This is a genomic window from Paenibacillus sp. FSL E2-0190 (assembly GCF_037992965.1).
Taxonomy (GTDB): domain Bacteria; phylum Bacillota; class Bacilli; order Paenibacillales; family Paenibacillaceae; genus Paenibacillus_AQ; species Paenibacillus_AQ odorifer.
In genome coordinates, this window is the sequence record NZ_CP150306.1 from 5,131,503 (window position 1) to 5,148,752 (window position 17,250).

At 46.5% G+C, this 17,250-nt stretch carries 11 protein-coding genes; all 11 read right to left on the bottom strand.

Annotated features, from left to right (window positions below; translation table 11 throughout):
• Positions 1-120: 120 nt before the first annotated feature.
• The gene (locus tag NST25_RS22770) at positions 121-1,236 is read right to left on the bottom strand and encodes a glycoside hydrolase family 88 protein (protein ID WP_076281336.1); all 1,116 of its coding nucleotides are present in this window, start codon (positions 1,234-1,236) and stop codon (positions 121-123) included.
• A complete protein-coding gene (locus NST25_RS22775) occupies positions 1,226-3,091 on the bottom strand; it encodes a DUF2264 domain-containing protein (protein ID WP_340392537.1) in 1,866 nt (621 codons plus the stop codon). Before NST25_RS22775 ends, NST25_RS22770 begins: the two co-directional genes overlap by 11 nt.
• 24 nt (positions 3,092-3,115) lie before the next feature.
• Positions 3,116-4,714, bottom strand: coding sequence for a helix-turn-helix domain-containing protein (locus NST25_RS22780; RefSeq protein WP_076194771.1), 1,599 nt, complete (start codon positions 4,712-4,714; stop codon positions 3,116-3,118).
• Positions 4,689-6,488: a sensor histidine kinase gene (locus NST25_RS22785; protein ID WP_339188046.1), complete on the bottom strand. Its 1,800-nt coding sequence runs from the start codon at positions 6,486-6,488 to the stop codon at positions 4,689-4,691. Before NST25_RS22785 ends, NST25_RS22780 begins: the two co-directional genes overlap by 26 nt.
• A 104-nt stretch (positions 6,489-6,592) precedes the next feature.
• Positions 6,593-7,957, bottom strand: coding sequence for an extracellular solute-binding protein (locus tag NST25_RS22790; protein WP_340392538.1), 1,365 nt, complete (start codon positions 7,955-7,957; stop codon positions 6,593-6,595).
• 140 nt (positions 7,958-8,097) lie between these two features.
• Complete coding sequence (locus tag NST25_RS22795) at positions 8,098-8,880, bottom strand: carbohydrate ABC transporter permease (RefSeq protein ID WP_052097522.1); 783 nt, start codon at positions 8,878-8,880, stop codon at positions 8,098-8,100.
• Positions 8,881-8,943: 63 nt separating this feature from the next.
• On the bottom strand, positions 8,944-9,849 hold the full coding sequence (locus tag NST25_RS22800; RefSeq protein ID WP_036683142.1) for a sugar ABC transporter permease: 906 nt from the start codon (positions 9,847-9,849) through the stop codon (positions 8,944-8,946).
• 190 nt (positions 9,850-10,039) lie between these two features.
• The gene (locus NST25_RS22805; RefSeq protein WP_076281334.1) at positions 10,040-11,422 is read right to left on the bottom strand and encodes an MATE family efflux transporter; all 1,383 of its coding nucleotides are present in this window, start codon (positions 11,420-11,422) and stop codon (positions 10,040-10,042) included.
• An 18-nt stretch (positions 11,423-11,440) separates the two neighbouring features.
• The gene (locus tag NST25_RS22810) at positions 11,441-11,872 is read right to left on the bottom strand and encodes a MarR family transcriptional regulator (protein ID WP_036683144.1); all 432 of its coding nucleotides are present in this window, start codon (positions 11,870-11,872) and stop codon (positions 11,441-11,443) included.
• Between the two features lie 156 nt (positions 11,873-12,028).
• The gene (locus NST25_RS22815; RefSeq protein ID WP_076304639.1) at positions 12,029-14,959 is read right to left on the bottom strand and encodes an insulinase family protein; all 2,931 of its coding nucleotides are present in this window, start codon (positions 14,957-14,959) and stop codon (positions 12,029-12,031) included.
• A gap of 71 nt (positions 14,960-15,030) precedes the next feature.
• A complete protein-coding gene (locus tag NST25_RS22820; protein ID WP_340392540.1) occupies positions 15,031-17,172 on the bottom strand; it encodes an S-layer homology domain-containing protein in 2,142 nt (713 codons plus the stop codon).
• Positions 17,173-17,250: the final 78 nt, after the last annotated feature.

Here is a 17,250-nt window from a genome sequence, read left to right on the forward strand (position 1 = left end):
CAAGTAAATAACTACGTTTTAAAACTCTTGTATAGTAGTCCACAAAAAAAACCGCTAAGAGATTAGTCTTAGCAGTTTCCTTGTTCTATAGGATAAACCTTGCCCCACCCTAACATCCCACTACCAATAGCCTCGGATGCCGGTCTGCAAGCGGATCAGCGCTTCCATATAATAATAATCTCCCCAAATCATATGACCATCAGGCACACGTCCACCTCTCACATGATAAGAACCATGCTTTAGAAGTCCCTCTGCTTCCGGATTTCCAGATGTCGCATAATGTTCCACTAGAGATTTCATGCTACGGTGTAAAGCAACTTCATAAATGGTCCGGTCCGGATCGTCTACGCCTAGGTGATCGAGCAGTTCCAAAAGACCGGCTGCCGCAATCGCCGAAGCCGAGCTGTCGCGAGGGGTCTCCGCTCCCACTGGCACATCGAAATCCCAATAAGCCACACCGTCCTCCGGTAGATGACTGATAAAATAATCCGCTAGGCTCTTAGAAGTCTTAAGAAAATCCTCTTTCTGCGTATAGCGATACGCCAGAGCAAAACCGTATATTCCCCAAGCTTGACCACGTGTCCAGGTCGATCCGTCCTCATAACCTTGATGTGTTCCCCCACGAATTGCATTTCCGGTAGCCGGATCAAAATAAAAAGTATGGTAAGAGGAGGCATCCCCACGCACAAGAAATTTCCGGCTCTTAAACGCATGTTCGAGCGCTATTTCATAATAGCGCTTATCTCCTGTTTCCTCCGCTGCCCAGAACAATAGAGGTAAATTCATCAAGCAGTCAATAATGATACGTCCCGCATTCTCCGGGTCACTCTCCAGCCCCCAGGCCTGAAGAACCCCTGCTGGTTCACGCCAGCGCTTGCACAGCGTGTCCGCAGCTTGCAGACCGACAGCTCGCGCCGCTTCGCTGCCCGTTATTTTCCACTCCGCTACTGCGGTCAGTGTATACAAGAAACCAATGTCATGATGGTCCAGGGCGATGTGCTGATCCAGACGATGCTTGAAGTCCCCTAACCAAGAGGCTGCCGCCTCCTTATAGCATGAATCCTTACTATATTCATAAGCAAGCCACATCATCCCAACATAGAAACCCTCTATCCAGTCGTCGTTGTCTCCCCATTCGTACTGTTGCCCCTCAGCGATATGAGGCAGTTTGCCCGGATGGTTAGCCATATTGCTCCCAACTTTGTGAATCGCATCCTCAATAGCCTTATTCCACATCTTTGTTTCTCCCTTCCCTTAAATCAACAGTATGCAAAAGTATATCGTTACTAGGTTCGTATACAGCAACCCTTCCGTCCGAGTGCCATTGAATAAGCGGTGGTGAAGCAAGACTTGCCTGGTTCTCCGGAGTATTCGTCGCTCCGAAGACAGCAGATATCAATACTTGCTCTCCCGGTTCCAGTCTGGAGCACAAGCTCGGAAGAAGTGTCCGCGGCTTCAGCAGATTGGTATTCGGCTCGGGATATACGCACTCTCCCCGATCAAAGCCGCATAGCCTATGTATGGCACTGATTCCCCAGGGCAGCTGCACCGAAACAGCAGTGTTCGATACCTTAATGATTTCCCGTTCACTGTGCGAGAAGCCAGCTGACTGGCCAATGGCAAATCCACCCTCCGCTACATCCAGCCGCCGGGCAGTATGAATGCTGTGAACACGAACATGCCATAGACCTGCCGGAATAATCCATGTCTCCACATGTACATCACTCCAGGGATGCCAGCGGGAATATACATAGCTGTCCCCGATTTCCCAGGTCTCGCAGAATCTGCGTACCCGATAGTGTTCATCACATTCGCATAGTGCGAGTGTAGAATCGTAAGCGCCTTGAACCAACCCGTAACCCGCTTTCGGGACACTAAAGCCAAACAGAGTGGAATATGCAAATTTAGAATATTTGGCTGCACTATGGGCCATATCAAAGTTAGCCATCTGTCCAGAGGTATAGGCAATAACCTGCCTGTTTCCTTCCGGACGACTCACAAGCATTCGCGCCTCTTGGAGAGCCCGTACCTCTTTCAAAATAGGCAACGGCTCTTCCTCCGCCTGCCAAAAAGGATGATCATCTGGCAAGGCAAGAATAAGCATAGCTTTAAAGGCCCAATACGGAGATCCGGGGGCGTTGTAGTTCTCTGTCATGACTAGATTCGGATAAGCATATCCGATGCTAAGCAGTCCGTCTAATCCCATAATAGGTTGTTCAAACCACCAACGAAAATGGCGCATAATGATTCCTTTAAGAACGCCATATGAAAAAGGAACCATATCTGCATACACCAGCGCACTCCAGAATGAAACCTGTGCAAAACGATAGGTCAGGCTACGACCAAAAGGAAGTGCGCTTCCGTCCTCAGCGAACCAATAAATGAAATCCTCGGCAAATCGTGCGGATCTTTCCCGATAAACAGCAGCTCTCTGAGGATCATCATCCGCCATCAGCTTAGCGTATATCAGCGTATAATAATGCATAGCAAAAGCAATATAATAGTCCCTCTGATCGGTCAATCCATCGGAATACCAACCGTCACCAAGATAGTAATTATCGATCTGCGCTAGATATTCATCCATTATGCTCTGATCATAAGGTAATCCGACTTTCTTGAAGCCCACATTCACAAGAACCGTGAACATCAGCCAGTTATTCGGATTGGAACGATCCACATGATTAATCTGATTTAGCCAGTTATATACATTCATTTTCTGCGTGTCGCTCAGCGGCTCCCACATTTTATGTGGTGCAAGAGCAAGCCCCAGTCCCAACACGGCCTGCTCTACCATACGCTGATCTTTGGTAGTAAATTGCCCCCAATATTCTTCATGCTCCGGGTCTGTTCCGTTGATGATCCCTTCCAGAAACATCGGCCAGAGTGCACTTTCCCCTCCACCGCTGGCATGGGGAACAAGGCCCCATAGAGGACGGGCGAAAGCTTCCATAAGCGCTGTAGCTTCATTGTAAATCGATCCTGTAGCGCCCATATTAATTCCTGCACAACCAGAGGTAAATCTGCGCTCCAGTGGAGTATATAGTTCATTTAGGAACATCTGTAATTCATTTTTAGTGCCCTTTATTCCCACAGCAATGTTTCCTCCTGTCCACACTCAATGCCAAGCGGCATATTCACTAGGCCTCATGCCCATTTCCCGTTTAAACAGCTTGATGAAATAACTTTTGTTGGCATATCCCAGATACTCGGAGATCTCTTCCACTGTCTTTTCAGATTGGTTAAGCAGCTCCTTTGCCTTCTGAAGCTTTAGCATATTTACATATTCGATGAAGTTCTGGTTTGTTTCCCGTTTGAATAAGCGGCTGAAATAACTGGCATTTAAGTTAAGGCGGCCTGCCATGTCCTCCAGCGTTATTTTCTCCGTCACATGACTAATCACGAACTGCTGGGCTTTGATGACCTCACTCCGTTTAGACTTGATGGAGAACATACTTATTTTCCGCGCTAATTCCTCCAAGTACTGCACCAGCCATTGTTCTAAATGCTCCAGAGTTTCAATGTCACCAACCACGCTAAATAGCTTTTCTTCAGTTATAGGCAATGGAGATTGCAGAAGCTGTTTCGTCTTCATCTGCAAGTCCATCAGCAAGCGAAGCACACATTCCTTGACTTCATTCGGATGGAATTTTTGCGAGGCCACCCATTCCCTCCATTCCTTTACATGAACGCGAAGCTCCGTGTTCCTGTTCAAGGCAATATCATCATTGATAACAGCGTACAAGGTTCCATATTCAGCATAAATATCTTCTCCGGAAAAGCAGACTTCTTCAAAACGGTGGATTCCCGCCGCAGGGAGATAAAAGCGCTGTATTTTCTCCCTCAGCATCCGCTGCAATGTTCCGCGAATTTCCTCAGGACTGCGCGCCTCAGCGCCAAATAAGCAAGAGACAGAGAGTTTAAGATATTTTTGAACCGCAGAGGCTGCATTTTGAATGGAGTGATAGATTGCCTGGTGATCTTTAGAAGGCTGGTCGCTGCAAAAGAGAATGACGATCTCCTTATGGCTGTATCTCGAAATAAACAGACTGTGATCAGCCTCAAGCACTTCCTGCATAATATTCTCAACCGCAAAAGAAATCGTATATTCACTCATCCGGCGCACCCTTGAAGCTTCCTCTGGACGATCAATTACAATAACCAGCGGGATATAGTTTTTGGCATGGATCATAATTCCGTTTGATCGGGCCTGCTCGATCCAAGCCCCCTTATCCCAGGATTGATACAAGGTATCTTTTAGAAACTTTTCCTTCAGCGCGGCGCGATTTTGAGACTGCTTTTGCTTATAAACCAGCATCTCTGTATGCTGCTGCCTATTCAGTCCCACTTCCGCCACAAGGGTGCTAATCGCTTGCTGTAACTGCTCAATATCCAGTGATTCTTTTAAAATATATTCTCCTACGTTTAATTTCAGCGCTTGCTGGGCGTATTTGAATTCGTTGTGGCAGGAGAGAATAATCGCACGGATTCCGGGCTGCACAGCTCTGAATAGCTCCAGCATCTCCAGCCCGTTCATCTTGGGCATGCCAATATCGGTAATAATAAGATCTGGTGGACTCTGCTGTGCTTTTTCCCAAGCCTCGAGACCGCTATAATAACATCCGATGAGTTCAATACCGAGCTCACTCCAAGGTACGGCCTGCGACAAATAACGGATAACCGGATAGTCATCATCCACCAATATTGCCGTCAGCATTCTCCACACCCACCTTTCCGTAATCCAGAGGAAACTCCAGACAAATCTCTGTGCCCACATCAGGTTCACTTTGAATATTCAGCTTAAAAGAAGCGCCATAAATCATACTGAGGCGTTGGGCCACATTGCGTAAACCTATGCCGGAGAACCCTTTTCTGTCCTCCTCTGTAATTTTTTCGCTGCTGTATGCGGTTTCACGAAGTCTTGTTAAAGTTTCCGGCGACATCCCGATCCCATTATCCTTAATGGTGATAACCAAGCTTCCCGTAGTTGCAACAATACGAGCTTCAATAAAAATCTCGCCACCAAACTGCTCGAAGCCATGGATGATGGCATTCTCGATCATGGGTTGAATCATAAATCGAGGCACCAGTGCTTCAGCGCTACCGTCCGCTAAATTCATTTCCAGCCTGACCTGATTGGCATGGCGGAAATTCATTAAAGTGACATAATGCGATATCGTATCTGTCTCCTCACGAAGCGGGATAAACTCATTGTCTCTGTTAAAGGTCATCCGGAGCAAAGACGACAGCGAACCAATCAACTCAGCATTCTCCCGATCGCCTTGCATCAGGATATTTAAGCGAATCGAATTCAGCAGATTAAACATAAAATGTGGATTGATCTGCGCTTGCAGCATCTCTAGTTCGGCTTTTCTTTTTCCCGTCTGTTCATAAGTGATTTGTTCAATCATAGACTCGATCCGATCCAGCATCTGGTCAATGGTGCGGGCGAGCTGTGCTGCCTCATTATTCCCTCGAATGAACGAACGTTCATCCAACTGACCACGACCTATTCGCTTTACAAAAGCGCTTAATTTTACGATTGGCTGAGTCAGCTTTGAGATTAGAACGGTTAAGAGAACGGAAAACAAGGTAAAAAAAAGAATCTGCACCGCCAGGCTGATGAATAAAATCTGCTTATTTTTGGACAAGGCTGCCTTCAGTGGGATAATGCTGACCATCCGCCATTTGTTACTGCTCAGCTCCTGATCAACATATAAAAACTTCTCTCCGTCGATTTCCACAGTGTCAAGCTCGCCATCCATTTTCAACCACGTCATCGTCTCTCCGATTCGGGTCTTGTCAGCATGGGAAACTACAGTTCCCTTGTCATCCAAAAGCATCATCTCTTTATCATTATCGTTATTTAGATAAGGACGGAGCTTACGCTCATTGATATTAATAATTAAATATCCGATGGTACTGCTGGAGGTCGATTGAATCGGCCTCGCAATGGTTACCCAATCAGCTGAGCCTTTATCAGAATAATTGTAGTACGTATCGTGCTCCGCTCTCCAATAAGTCGAAATGGGTTGAATTTGTTTCAGCAACGATGTCCAATTTTTGTTGTAGAAATTTTTCGGGTTAAAGTCACTGTAAGGATAGCTGGTATAAATCAAACCATTTTTTCCGATTAACGTCACCTTCAAATATTCTGTTAAAACAAACATATCATCCAGCATCCGCGACATACGGTTATACTGAATGATCTGCTTTGGTGCACGGAGCGACTCTGAATCGGCAGACATCATCTGCCTGATCTCGCTGTTCTGGAGCACAAAGTTGGACTGTTCCAGTGTCTGTTCAAATATGGCATTCATATTGGCGCTGGCTGCATTTAAAGATTCTCTTGCGCTACCAACCGCTTTCTCCAGAATGAGATCCCGGGTCAAATAATCAGTAACCATGTAAATGCAGACAAGCGGGATCAGCACGCAGATCAGCGATGACCAGACAAGTTTCTTACGGAGGGATTGATGCTTTCTAAACACGGATTACAGGCCCCACATCTGTTTGAATTTGGAGCAGGAGGCAGAAATGCTTTCCTGCCCCCACATTATAAGCCCCCTTTTAAAAGCGTACAATCAGCCTCCGCTTACTTTCCGCTATTGTTCTGAACAACTTCCGTTATTTTTTTATCGATATTGGCAACTGTGACATCCAGATCCTGTTGGCCAAGGAGATACATCTCCGCTTCTGGAATAACGTTGTTCTTAGCTTCATCCGCATATTTAGCCGGAACCTGCGTTGCACCAGGTGTCGAGTTCTCCATAGTATATTTCAGAGAATCTACATCAATCTTAGAGGAATCCTTAGAACCACTCACAATTGTATCCACTAATTTATTCGTATCCGATTTGGCCCAGCCAGAGAAAACGCGTCCACCGATTTCCAGTCCTTCTGAGGTATACCAGCGCACAAAGGTATAGGCAGCCTCCTTATGCTTGGATTTAGCGGCTATTCCCATGTAGGTCGGCTGTACGGGTGAGTAATGTTTGCTCTCACTGTCAAGACGGGGGATCGGCGCAAACGCGGTAACAAAGGTTGCCGGAATGGCATCCGTTCCACCCGATTCCGCAACCATCCAGTCGCCCATCGGAAGCATCGCTGCTAAACCGTTAAAATACTGATTCCGGTAGGCTAGTTTTTGCGAAATAATATCCTCATAAGGAGTGGCACTCTTATCTTCGTACATCATTTTCTTCATCATCTGCAGGTTAGCCTTAAATTGCGGGTCAAGTGCATTGGAGGTTCCATCAGCTTTTAGAAAAGTATTATCCGTAGACTTGCTCATCAGCTGGAGCTGGAAATAATCCGGCCAATTATGCAGATACGCACCAAAACGTTTCGTTGCGCCCTCACCCTTGGTCAATTTCTTGGCATACTCTTCGAAATCCGCCCATGTCCAGTCGGTCGGAACCGGAAGGCCCGCCTCATCTAACATTTCTTTGTTAAGGAGCACGAACCAGCGCTGCATGGAAGACGGTAATGCATAGATTTTGCCATTGACCGTAGTGTCCACCAGATATTCATCTTCGAGCTTATAACCTTCCTTCTGAATATAGTCATCCATCGGTTCCAACAAACCGATATCTGCACGCTGTGAATAGTTGGTATAAGGCAGTTCGACAATATCCAGCGTATCGCTCGCAGCCGCCATCAAATCCAGCTTCTGCATAGAGGCAACCGAATCACCTTTTTCATTCAGCAAATCTACTTCCACATGAATATCGGGATGCGTCTTCTCAAACTCCGCGATAATCGTGCTCCATTTCGCTTTGGCTTCTGTCTGCCAGGTGCTCAGCTTCAGGGTAACCTTCTCTGCTGCAGGCTCTGAATTTCCACCAGCATCGGGTGCATTAGTCGCTCCTGCATTATTGGTTTTCGCATTTCCGCCGCAAGCGGCCAATGATAACGCCATCGATGTGATGATGAATGCAGATAATAATTTCTTTTTCATATAGACCCTCCTATAAATGTGTTGGGCATTACTCGCTTAATAACCAGTGACTATGTAACTGCTTACAAGAACATCCTAACATGCAGGATTGACGAGGAAAGTTCTCATATTCTACCGAAGAGAAACTATTTTGACTTTTATTATCCTTTCACACCTCCGAGGGCAATTCCCTCAATAACCTGCTTCTGTCCGAGTGCAAAAATGATCAGCAACGGCAGGATTGCAGATACCGCACCAGCCATCATGAGTGAATAGACATCCCCGTATTGGTCGCCGAACAACCGGATCCCCAGCTGAATCGTAAACAGCTCCTTGGATTTCAAAAAAATGAGTGGATATTGATAGTCGTTCCAGGTCCAAATAAAGCGCAAAATAGCATAAGTAGCTACAGCGGGACGGATCAGCGGAAAGGCAATCTGTAGAAAAGAGCGAAAATGCCCTGCTCCATCCATCCGCGCCGATTCAAGATACTCGTTGTTTACCCCCATAAAAAATTGCTTGAGCATAAACGCTCCAATAATACTAAAGCTGTTAATCAGGATTAATCCCAAATGTGTGTCAATCAAATTCAGCCAGTTAAACAGTAGAAACTGTGGAACCAACGATGCCTGCGGAGGAACCATATAAAGTGCCAATACAACTATAAACATCGCATCCCTGCCCGGAAAACGCAGCTTGGAGAACCCATAAGCAGCAAGTGCGCATATCAGCACATTAATTATAGTCGTAGCCAGCGTAATATAAATGGAATTTCCATAATAGCGAGCAAAGTCACCCGACCACACCTGTTTATAATTTTCAATGAGGTTCCACTGCTGTGGCAACCATTGAATCGGAAAGTTAAACACATCTTTCTCCAGCTTAAAGGAAGTGGATAACATCCATAGGAACGGTAAAAGAAATGCGATACCTAGCAGTCCCATGGCGATGGTCCAGAAGGTTCTGGATAAAAGCTCTTTTTTCACTGTAATTTCTCCTTTCCGCCTTTAATAGTTGACCCATTTTTTTTGCGCCAACATCTGCAAGGCTGTAATGATCAGGCAAATAAGGAACAGAACGAGTGCCATGCTAGAGGCGTAACCCGTCTTCAGCTGATTGAAGGCTGTATCATATAACTCGTAGACGATAACGGTCGTGGAGTTAGCCGGTCCACCCTGGGTCAATACTTGTATCAGATCAAAGATTTTAAATGAGCCGATAACCCCTGTTACCAGCAGGAAAAAGGTAGTTGGCGAAATGCAGGGAACCGTGATGTTGCGGAATTTGCGCCAGACGTTGGCACCATCAATATCAGCCGCTTCATAAAGATCCTTAGGAATACTCTGTAAACCTGCAATAAAAATAATAATGTTGTAACCGAGCTGAATCCAGACTTGAATCAACATCAGCGACGGCAGAGCATAATGGATATCCGCTAACCATTTGGGTGGGTTGTTCCACCCCAGTGACATCAGGAATTGATTGACGGGTCCCAGTGAAGGGTGAAACATAACCTGCCAAACCATAGCGATGGCAACTACACTGGAAATGTACGGAAGGAAATAAATCACTTTAAACAAATCCTTCAGAAAAACCTGTTTATCAATCAGGATAGCCAGCAGCAGGGCAACGATGATCGTAACCGGTACTGTGATAATAAAGAGCAAATTGTTCAGCAAGCTTTTCATAAAAGCATCATCATGAAACAGCCTGATGAAATTATCCACGCCCGCGAACTTAATCCCCCCTAACCCAGCCACAAAGTTCCAGTCCGTGAAGCTTAACAGCAGTGAGCCCAGCACCGGGATCAACGTCAAGATGATCAGCCCAAGCATAAGCGGAGCAACGAATAGATATCCCGCCATCGCTTCGCGTGTGTCCATGTTAAGATGAAACCTTTTTTTGCGTATCATAGTTCTCCTCCTTTACTTATCCATAATTGTAGAAAAAGTAAGCAGTCTTCATAAGAACTAGAATTGTTCATTTTGGAACGAATTTTACCGATCCTTTAGTTATGAATTCTTTTGCACAACGCAAAAAAAGCGCGAGCCAAGCTCCCGCAGTAAACAAAATCCATATTGAGTTTTACATAAAGCAATCGCGTTATACCGACGTAACCTCTACAGCACCTTTTCCATCAACGCCCGCACTATTCAGCTTTTTCCGAAAAATCATAAACAAAACCACACCCATCACACTCGTTATTACCTCAGTCACAGTCATCGACCAAATCACACCATGCAGGCCAAAAATAGAATGCAATACGATAATCATCGGTATAAATAATACACCTTGGCTTATCGCCATAATAGTAGTGGGTGTGCCTTGCCCTGTTGCTTGAAAAATGCTCATAAATAATCCGGTAAATCCATTAAATAAAGCGGAGATCAGCATCGCTGCCAAAATATAAGTTCCCATGCTTAACACAGAAGGATCGCCTGAGAACCAATGAAGAATCGTTCCTCTAAACACGTATACTAGACTCACAAAAACAACTGCAATGCTGCCTATATATGCAAAAGCGTATTTGATGCTGGATTTAAGTCTCTCCGTATTTTTACTAGCAAAGTTAAAAGCAAATAACGGAATCAATCCCAAAAATAAACCCATCGATAAAAATTCTGGAATCTGCACAATTCTTAAAGCCACACCAAATCCGGCGACCACACTCTCCCCATATTGAATGGAATAGTTATTTAACAAAAGCGTGCTGACAATTAAAAAACTGGCTTGCAATAGCTCGGCTGTACCTATTTTATAAACCTCAAGCTGATCTCGTACAGATATCTTGAAATGCTTCAAAAATCCTCTTAAATGCTCACTTTTCGTTTCCAAAAAGTAAATATAATAAATGGCAGAGCCCAAATTTGCTAAAACCATAGCCAAAGCAGCTCCGGCAACATGCCAATTCAGCACGAGAATAAATAAAGGATCAAAAATCAAACTTAAAGCCGTACTGATAAAAATACCATACATCGATTCCTTCGAGGCACCTTCCGAACGGACCAGTTGTTCCAAAGCAAAATTAAGCACAACAGCAAATCCGCCTGCAAAAAGAGTGAGCACATAAGACTTCGTAAAGTCTAAGGTAGCAGCATCTGCACCAAGCATTCGCGTGATTGGATTTATAGCTAACCAAGCGATGAGCGCGATAAGAAGCCCCACTACAATACTCCCGTAAAAAGTATATCCGGCAACCTTTTTCCCTTTTTCCGTCTCTTTTTGCCCCGCCAAGCGAGTTATAAATGTTCCTCCGCCTACCCCCAGCACATTTCCAAAAGCCATTAAAACGGTAAAAATAGGCAGGCCCAGCGTGATTGCGGTCAGCATACTGGTATTGTGTAATAAGCCGATGAAGTAAGCATTGATTACATTATAAATAGTACCCACAGACATCCCAATCATCATGGGAATCGATAAATGAGCGATCGCTTTTTTCATGGGCGCCGACTCTAAATAATATTGATTTGAGAACTCATTTGTCATAAGTGAACCTCCGAACGTTTATAAACTTGAACTAACTTTTTGAAGTAAAGACTTTAGGGTTGCAGTTTCTTCCGGACTAAGCGCCTTAGTAATGCTTGCTTCTACCTCAGAGAAAATCTCATTGAACTCTTCCACTAAAAGAGCACCTTTTTCCAATACAAAAATACTCTTTTGACGTTCATCATTTTCAGGAGTGACACGCTGGATATACCCTTTCTTCTCCAACCCCTGAAGCATACTGGTAATGCTCGCCCCCTTCCTGTTAAAGACCTCCGCTAAATCCTTCTGAATAACCCCTTCTGCTTGATTCTCAAAAATATAGCCGATCATGCGGCCTTGTTGTGAGTTCAGACCTAACTCATTTAACCTGGTGTCAGCTGTACCTTTTATTTTTATCCCAATCTCTCGTATTAAATTAGAAAATGGTGTGTCTACCACGGGTTTGTTCATTGTTATTTCCTCCTCTTGCGGATTAGTTAGAACTCTAAGTAACATCATTATCATAATAGATAGAACTCTAACTGTCAAGGTTCTAACTAAATACAAAAAACTCCTCTCCAGCACTTGTCGAGTAGACAGGTACTGAAGAGGAGTTTATAGAGAGAATTACATCACAAGTTCTTCTAGGTTTCCAAATAAGACTTTTGTTGATTTCAGCTTGGATTCATTGCCGACAACTGTGAAATAATTTTGTTCCGTCACAGCCTTAAGCAAATCGGCATACTGTCTGATGTCTTCCGGTGTGGTCGACAAGATTTCATCCCGTTCCTGCTGCAGCTCGGCCCCAGTCACCTGTTCAAAATAATGCCGGTCCGCCCGCCGTCCCTGAGCGCTTGGGCTCAGCGGCTGGTCCAACATGGACAGGGTGCCGATAATTGCTTTGGTCATCTCGTCGGCATCCGCTTCATATCCTTCGGTGAATCGGTACGCCTGATCATAAACCTCCAGCGTCTCCTGCAAATTGGGATCACGGTAGGAAGTGAACATCAATATCCCATCTCTGCGCAGCATCAGGCTGCCGCCATAAGCTCCGCCCTTCACGCGCACGGCATTCCACAGATAGGTGAGGCTCATGATTTTTTTGAGCACCTGCATTTTGCCGGAATACGTAAATCCTAGCTTGTTGAAGTCGTAGCCTTTAACCACATATTGCACCTGGCTGGAAGACATAAAACCTTCATTATCCGCATGCCCCTGCGCCGTAATCTTAGGTTTATTCACCACTGGCCGATCCTGAATATCCAGCTTCGCTACATTAGCGGCGAATTCTTCATACAAATCAGGGGTACCCGTCACGCTGATGATTAAATTCTGTTTATTGAATAAAACCGTACAGATATCCTTCAGCGTGTCTGCCACCTCAGCTCCCTGCTGATCGATCTTCTCGGCAAGCTCACGGATAAAGCGGTAATAGGCCACGCCACCCTGTTGTTCCTGATACGCTCCCATGTCCGAAAAATAAGACATCAGGCGGCTGGCCGCGATTTCATTACCTTTTTGATTCAGGACGGATTCCATCTGTGAGGCTTCCCGCCGGACGATTTCCTGTAGCTTCGTCAAGTTATCGAGCGCGCTGGTATAGAGCATCTCACGCAGCAGATCCAGCGATTCGCCAATATGCCCCGCCATCACCTTAACCTGCGCAGTGAATTTAGGCTGATAACTGGCCCCAGTATCTTTTGCAGCGCCAAAGATCTCATTTTTGAAATGAATGCCTCCGGTTTTGATCCCAATTTCACTAGTGAGCTCTTCAATGCTGTAAGAAGCTGTCTCCATTTGGCCCAATACCTCTGCCAGCAGCACAAGATAAGGAATTTGCTCAGGAGCCACAACACTCGTATCCCAATAAAACTTGCAGTACGCAATCTTTTGAGTAGATACGTCATGGTGGATCAGCTTTAGACCCTCAAGGTTATATTCATGGGATGGCACCTGAGGTTCAGCACTGCGGTTAATGTCCTGTAGAGATAAACTCGGCAGCTTCTGCAAATCCTCGGCTGCATCTGCACGACCTTGCCGCGCCAGAAGATGCTGTGTACTCTGCACAAGCTGCTCCAGCTGGTCTGGTTGCTGTGATGATTTGTATTCACTTAATTGACGCTGGGTGCTCGCTTCCTTGTCGGCTGCAATCGTCTTGGACGGGTTCAGCACCACCAGACTGCAATGATCACTGTTCAGTAAGTAGACCTCAATCAGCTTCTCAAAATAACGATCCGTTATCTTTTCCCGAATGGTAGTGAATACCTCTTCATAAAGCATATGAGTAGACGGCTGACCGTCATAGAGCCAGGACTTCATCACTTCGATATTGTAAGTAAGTCCCTTTGGATATCGGCTAAAGTCCGCTTCCCGCAGCTCAAATTCTTTGCTGTTGACCGCCGCCAGCACCAGCTTCTCATCCAGCCCGTTCTTAACCAAGCTGCTTAATGTGGTCTTCACCAGCTCCACGAAGGCATCTTTGGCGGAAGCGTTCGAATGTGTCAGAGTAATGCCAAGCAGCGGCTGAACCATACTGTCGGAATAAAAAGCAAAGGCATCTTTGCCCAGACCGCTTTCCAGCAGGGCTTGCTTAAGCGGAGCTGCATTGCTGTCCATCAGCATGCTTTTCAAAATATCAAAAGCCAGATTCAGTTCCCGATCCGTAGAGGTTCCAATTACATAGTTCAGACTCAAATAAGTTTTGTCGTCGGCCGTTTCTGCTTCCAGAATCGGATAATCCGCTACCAGCTCCGTCATTCCGGTAGGCTGTTGTAGGGGAATGGAGGTATCAAAGCTGTTTTTTTCATAACGGCTAAGGTATTCCTGGTCTATAAATTGCAGCTTCTCTTCAATAGAGACGTCTCCGTACAGATAAAAATAACTGTTGGACGGATGATAATAATTGCTGTGCGCCTCAAGGAATTGCTCATACGTAAGCGCAGGAATCTCCTGCGGATCTCCACCTGAAGAATGACGGTAAATCGTGTCTGGATACAACGACTTTTTGATCCTGTCCATCAGTACCGTAAACGGCGAGGAATAGGAACCCTTCATCTCGTTGTAAACCACGCCTTTATAGATCAGCTCAGCTTCTGTTTGCTGAAGCTCGTAATGCCAGCCCTCTTGCTCAAAAATCTCCTTTTGCTTATAAATATTCGGCTGAAAAACACTATCCAGGTAGACCTCCATCAGATTGGAGAAATCCTGCTCATTCCGGCTTGCCACCGGATACATCGTCTTATCCCCAAACGTAAATGCATTCAGGAATGTCTGCATCGAACCCTTTAGCAATTCTACAAAAGGTTCCTTCACCGGATATTTCTCCGAACCACATAATACAGAATGCTCCAAAATATGAAAGACCCCTGTACTATCTTCAGGCGGGGTCCTGAAGCTTACGCTGAATACCTTGTTGTCATCCTGATTCTGCACGAAAAGCAGCCTGGCGCCGCTCTTCAGATGTTCCATCGTGAATACGGCGGAATCGATCTCCCGGATAAATTCCTCATTAACGACCTGAAATCCATAATATATGTTGCCTGTGATCAAGCGGCTCATAGATTTGCCTCCTCTGCACTGGATGTGATAACTCTATCTGAAGCTTATCATATCCCTGGACGTTTATTCCATTAATAGAAGGCTTCCGGGATTAATTTCTGCAGTCTGACTAAAATTGCCGCTGCCTGCTCACGCACCAGAATCTGCTTAGGATCGAAACGGCCCCCGCTGCCGGTCATTACTTCATGTTCATTCACGGCCTGAATCGCCTGGCGGCTCGCCTCTGACAAACTGGAAGTATCGGCAAACTTCACACGATCCGGGCTGCCGTACGTAGACAACCGGGCGGCTTTGGTTACCATAACCGCCGCTTCTTCCCGCGTAATACCGCGGTCCGGCTCGAACTTACCGGTTGGAGAGCTGATAATGCCCAGCTCCTCAGCCTTGGCGATGTTACGGCTGTACCATTTGTCCGCCGGAACATCCTTAAAGCTAGAAGTGGCCTTGGCATCGGGGAACTCATGCAATAGCCGCAGCAGCAGGGTCAGAAATTCAGCCCGGGTCAGCTTCTGCTTAGGAGCCAGCACATTTCCGCTGGCACTCACGCCCTGAATATATCCGCTGCTGAGCGCTGTTGCGATATCCAAACGTGCCCAAGCTGCGACTTTATTGGCATCCGTAAAGCTGGCCAATTCCGGGGAAGAGACATGCAGCGCAAACGTCCGTTTGGAAAGTGCTGGAGCGGCATCTTTACGGTATTTGGTGACTTGCACAGGATAGACACCGGGCTTCATGCCGGCAAATGACACCTTTCCCATGCTGTCAGCCACTACGCTTTTTCCTTGAAGTGTCACAGTAGCGCCGAAAGCCGGAAGACCGCCCAGCTGACCGTTTGACTTGGTGATATGGAGGGAAAACGGCATATTGGCGCTTGCGTATCCACCCATTTCCTGGCCGTTTTTATCTTTCCATTTCACTTCCATCCGGTCAAGCAGTTCTGTATCGTCCGCGTAGTAAACAAGCAGCTGATCCCCATTGCCTATCGTCAGTCTGTACGGGCTATTCTCAGGATACATCCATGCACTGCCCCCGCTGAATACAGCAATCTTCCATTCTCCGCGTCCATTGTATCGCCCGTTCTGAATCCCCTCGATAGCTGTGAAGGCCGGTTTAGCTGCATCCGCATTCAGCTTATACGCCAGACCCTTCGCCTGTAAAAAAGCTGCCGCTGCCTTCACAGCATCTCCGCCAACAATATGCCCCCCGGCAACGGTGCCACCGGGTCCTTCGACCTGAATCGTTGCCCGGTCAAGTCCAGCATGATGCAGTCCGCTATACAGCATGCCAGCCTGCTTGGACAGCAGCTTATAGGAAGTCAGGGCAAGATAGGCTTGCACAGTTGCGGGACTATCGTTCCCTCCGCCTGCTGTCTGTGTAAAGCCGCCACCCGGAAGCTTCCGCGCCAGCAAATGGTCCAGCAGCGAGGCTCCGCCTTCCTTGGTGAAATCTGCTGCATCGACCCCCTGCGAGGATAAAGCAACAATCACCTGCGCTGTCGTCGCAGTTTTACCATCGAACCCTCCGTCTAGCTGCTGCTTGCTCTTAAGCCACTGCAAAGCCTTCTCGATCGGCTGCGCTGTTTGTTCTGAACTCACTTCCGAAGCAAGTGCGGTTAGTACCCAGGCAGTAGCTACCAGATCTCCTTGCTTCTGCCCGGCCAGCGGCCAGCTGCCATCCGCTAGCTGCATATCAAGCAACTGATAAAACAGCAAATCGGGGTAACGGTTTGTCCGCTCCAATGAATTTGAAATGGAATTCTTCGAGGTAATATAGGCGGCTGCTACCGCTGCTGCCCCTTCCGAATCAATTCCGGCATGATTCATCAGGAATGGATAAAGATCAATACCAGCGATGTTGTTGATGTTGCCCCCCGCAGCACTGTAAGCCAGCGCTGTTCGAGTTAGCTCTGCCACCTTGGGGAACTTGCCCCGCTGTTCCAGAATCTTATCGGCAGTCTGCTCCAGATATCCCTTGGGCAGACTGCGCCCATTCTTGAAGAAACCTACGGCTGCTTCGTCCGGGAATGGCTGTATCGTCAGCAGCACATTCTGTGCCCCTTCCAAGGCACTCTGCATCTCCGCTGTGAATACCGCGGTTGTCTTTTGTGCCGGAGACGGCTCCGCCATTACCCTGCCACTCAGCAATACAAGCAAAATACATAATGCGGTAAGTGTAACCTTCCTTATAGTCCGGTTTATGGGTGTAGCTCTCATATTCATTCTCCTCCAATGTAGTTTGCTAGAACTTTATAAGTTAGACGCAGCGAACTGGGATTTTGTTCCTGAATATGT

Excerpts from the sequence above, each read along its gene's own strand:
- NST25_RS22770 (WP_076281336.1), bottom strand. The coding sequence starts at position 1,236 with ATGTGGAATAAGGCTATTGAGGATGCGATTCACAAAGTTGGGAGCAAT.
- NST25_RS22780 (WP_076194771.1), bottom strand. The coding sequence starts at position 4,714 with ATGCTGACGGCAATATTGGTGGATGATGACTATCCGGTTATCCGTTAT.
- NST25_RS22790 (WP_340392538.1), bottom strand. The coding sequence starts at position 7,957 with ATGAAAAAGAAATTATTATCTGCATTCATCATCACATCGATGGCGTTA.
- NST25_RS22795 (WP_052097522.1), bottom strand. The coding sequence starts at position 8,880 with ATGGGACTGCTAGGTATCGCATTTCTTTTACCGTTCCTATGGATGTTA.
- NST25_RS22800 (WP_036683142.1), bottom strand. The coding sequence starts at position 9,849 with ATGATACGCAAAAAAAGGTTTCATCTTAACATGGACACACGCGAAGCG.
- NST25_RS22805 (WP_076281334.1), bottom strand. The coding sequence starts at position 11,422 with ATGACAAATGAGTTCTCAAATCAATATTATTTAGAGTCGGCGCCCATG.
- NST25_RS22810 (WP_036683144.1), bottom strand. The coding sequence starts at position 11,872 with ATGAACAAACCCGTGGTAGACACACCATTTTCTAATTTAATACGAGAG.
- NST25_RS22815 (WP_076304639.1), bottom strand. The coding sequence starts at position 14,959 with ATGAGCCGCTTGATCACAGGCAACATATATTATGGATTTCAGGTCGTT.
- NST25_RS22820 (WP_340392540.1), bottom strand. The coding sequence starts at position 17,172 with ATGAGAGCTACACCCATAAACCGGACTATAAGGAAGGTTACACTTACC.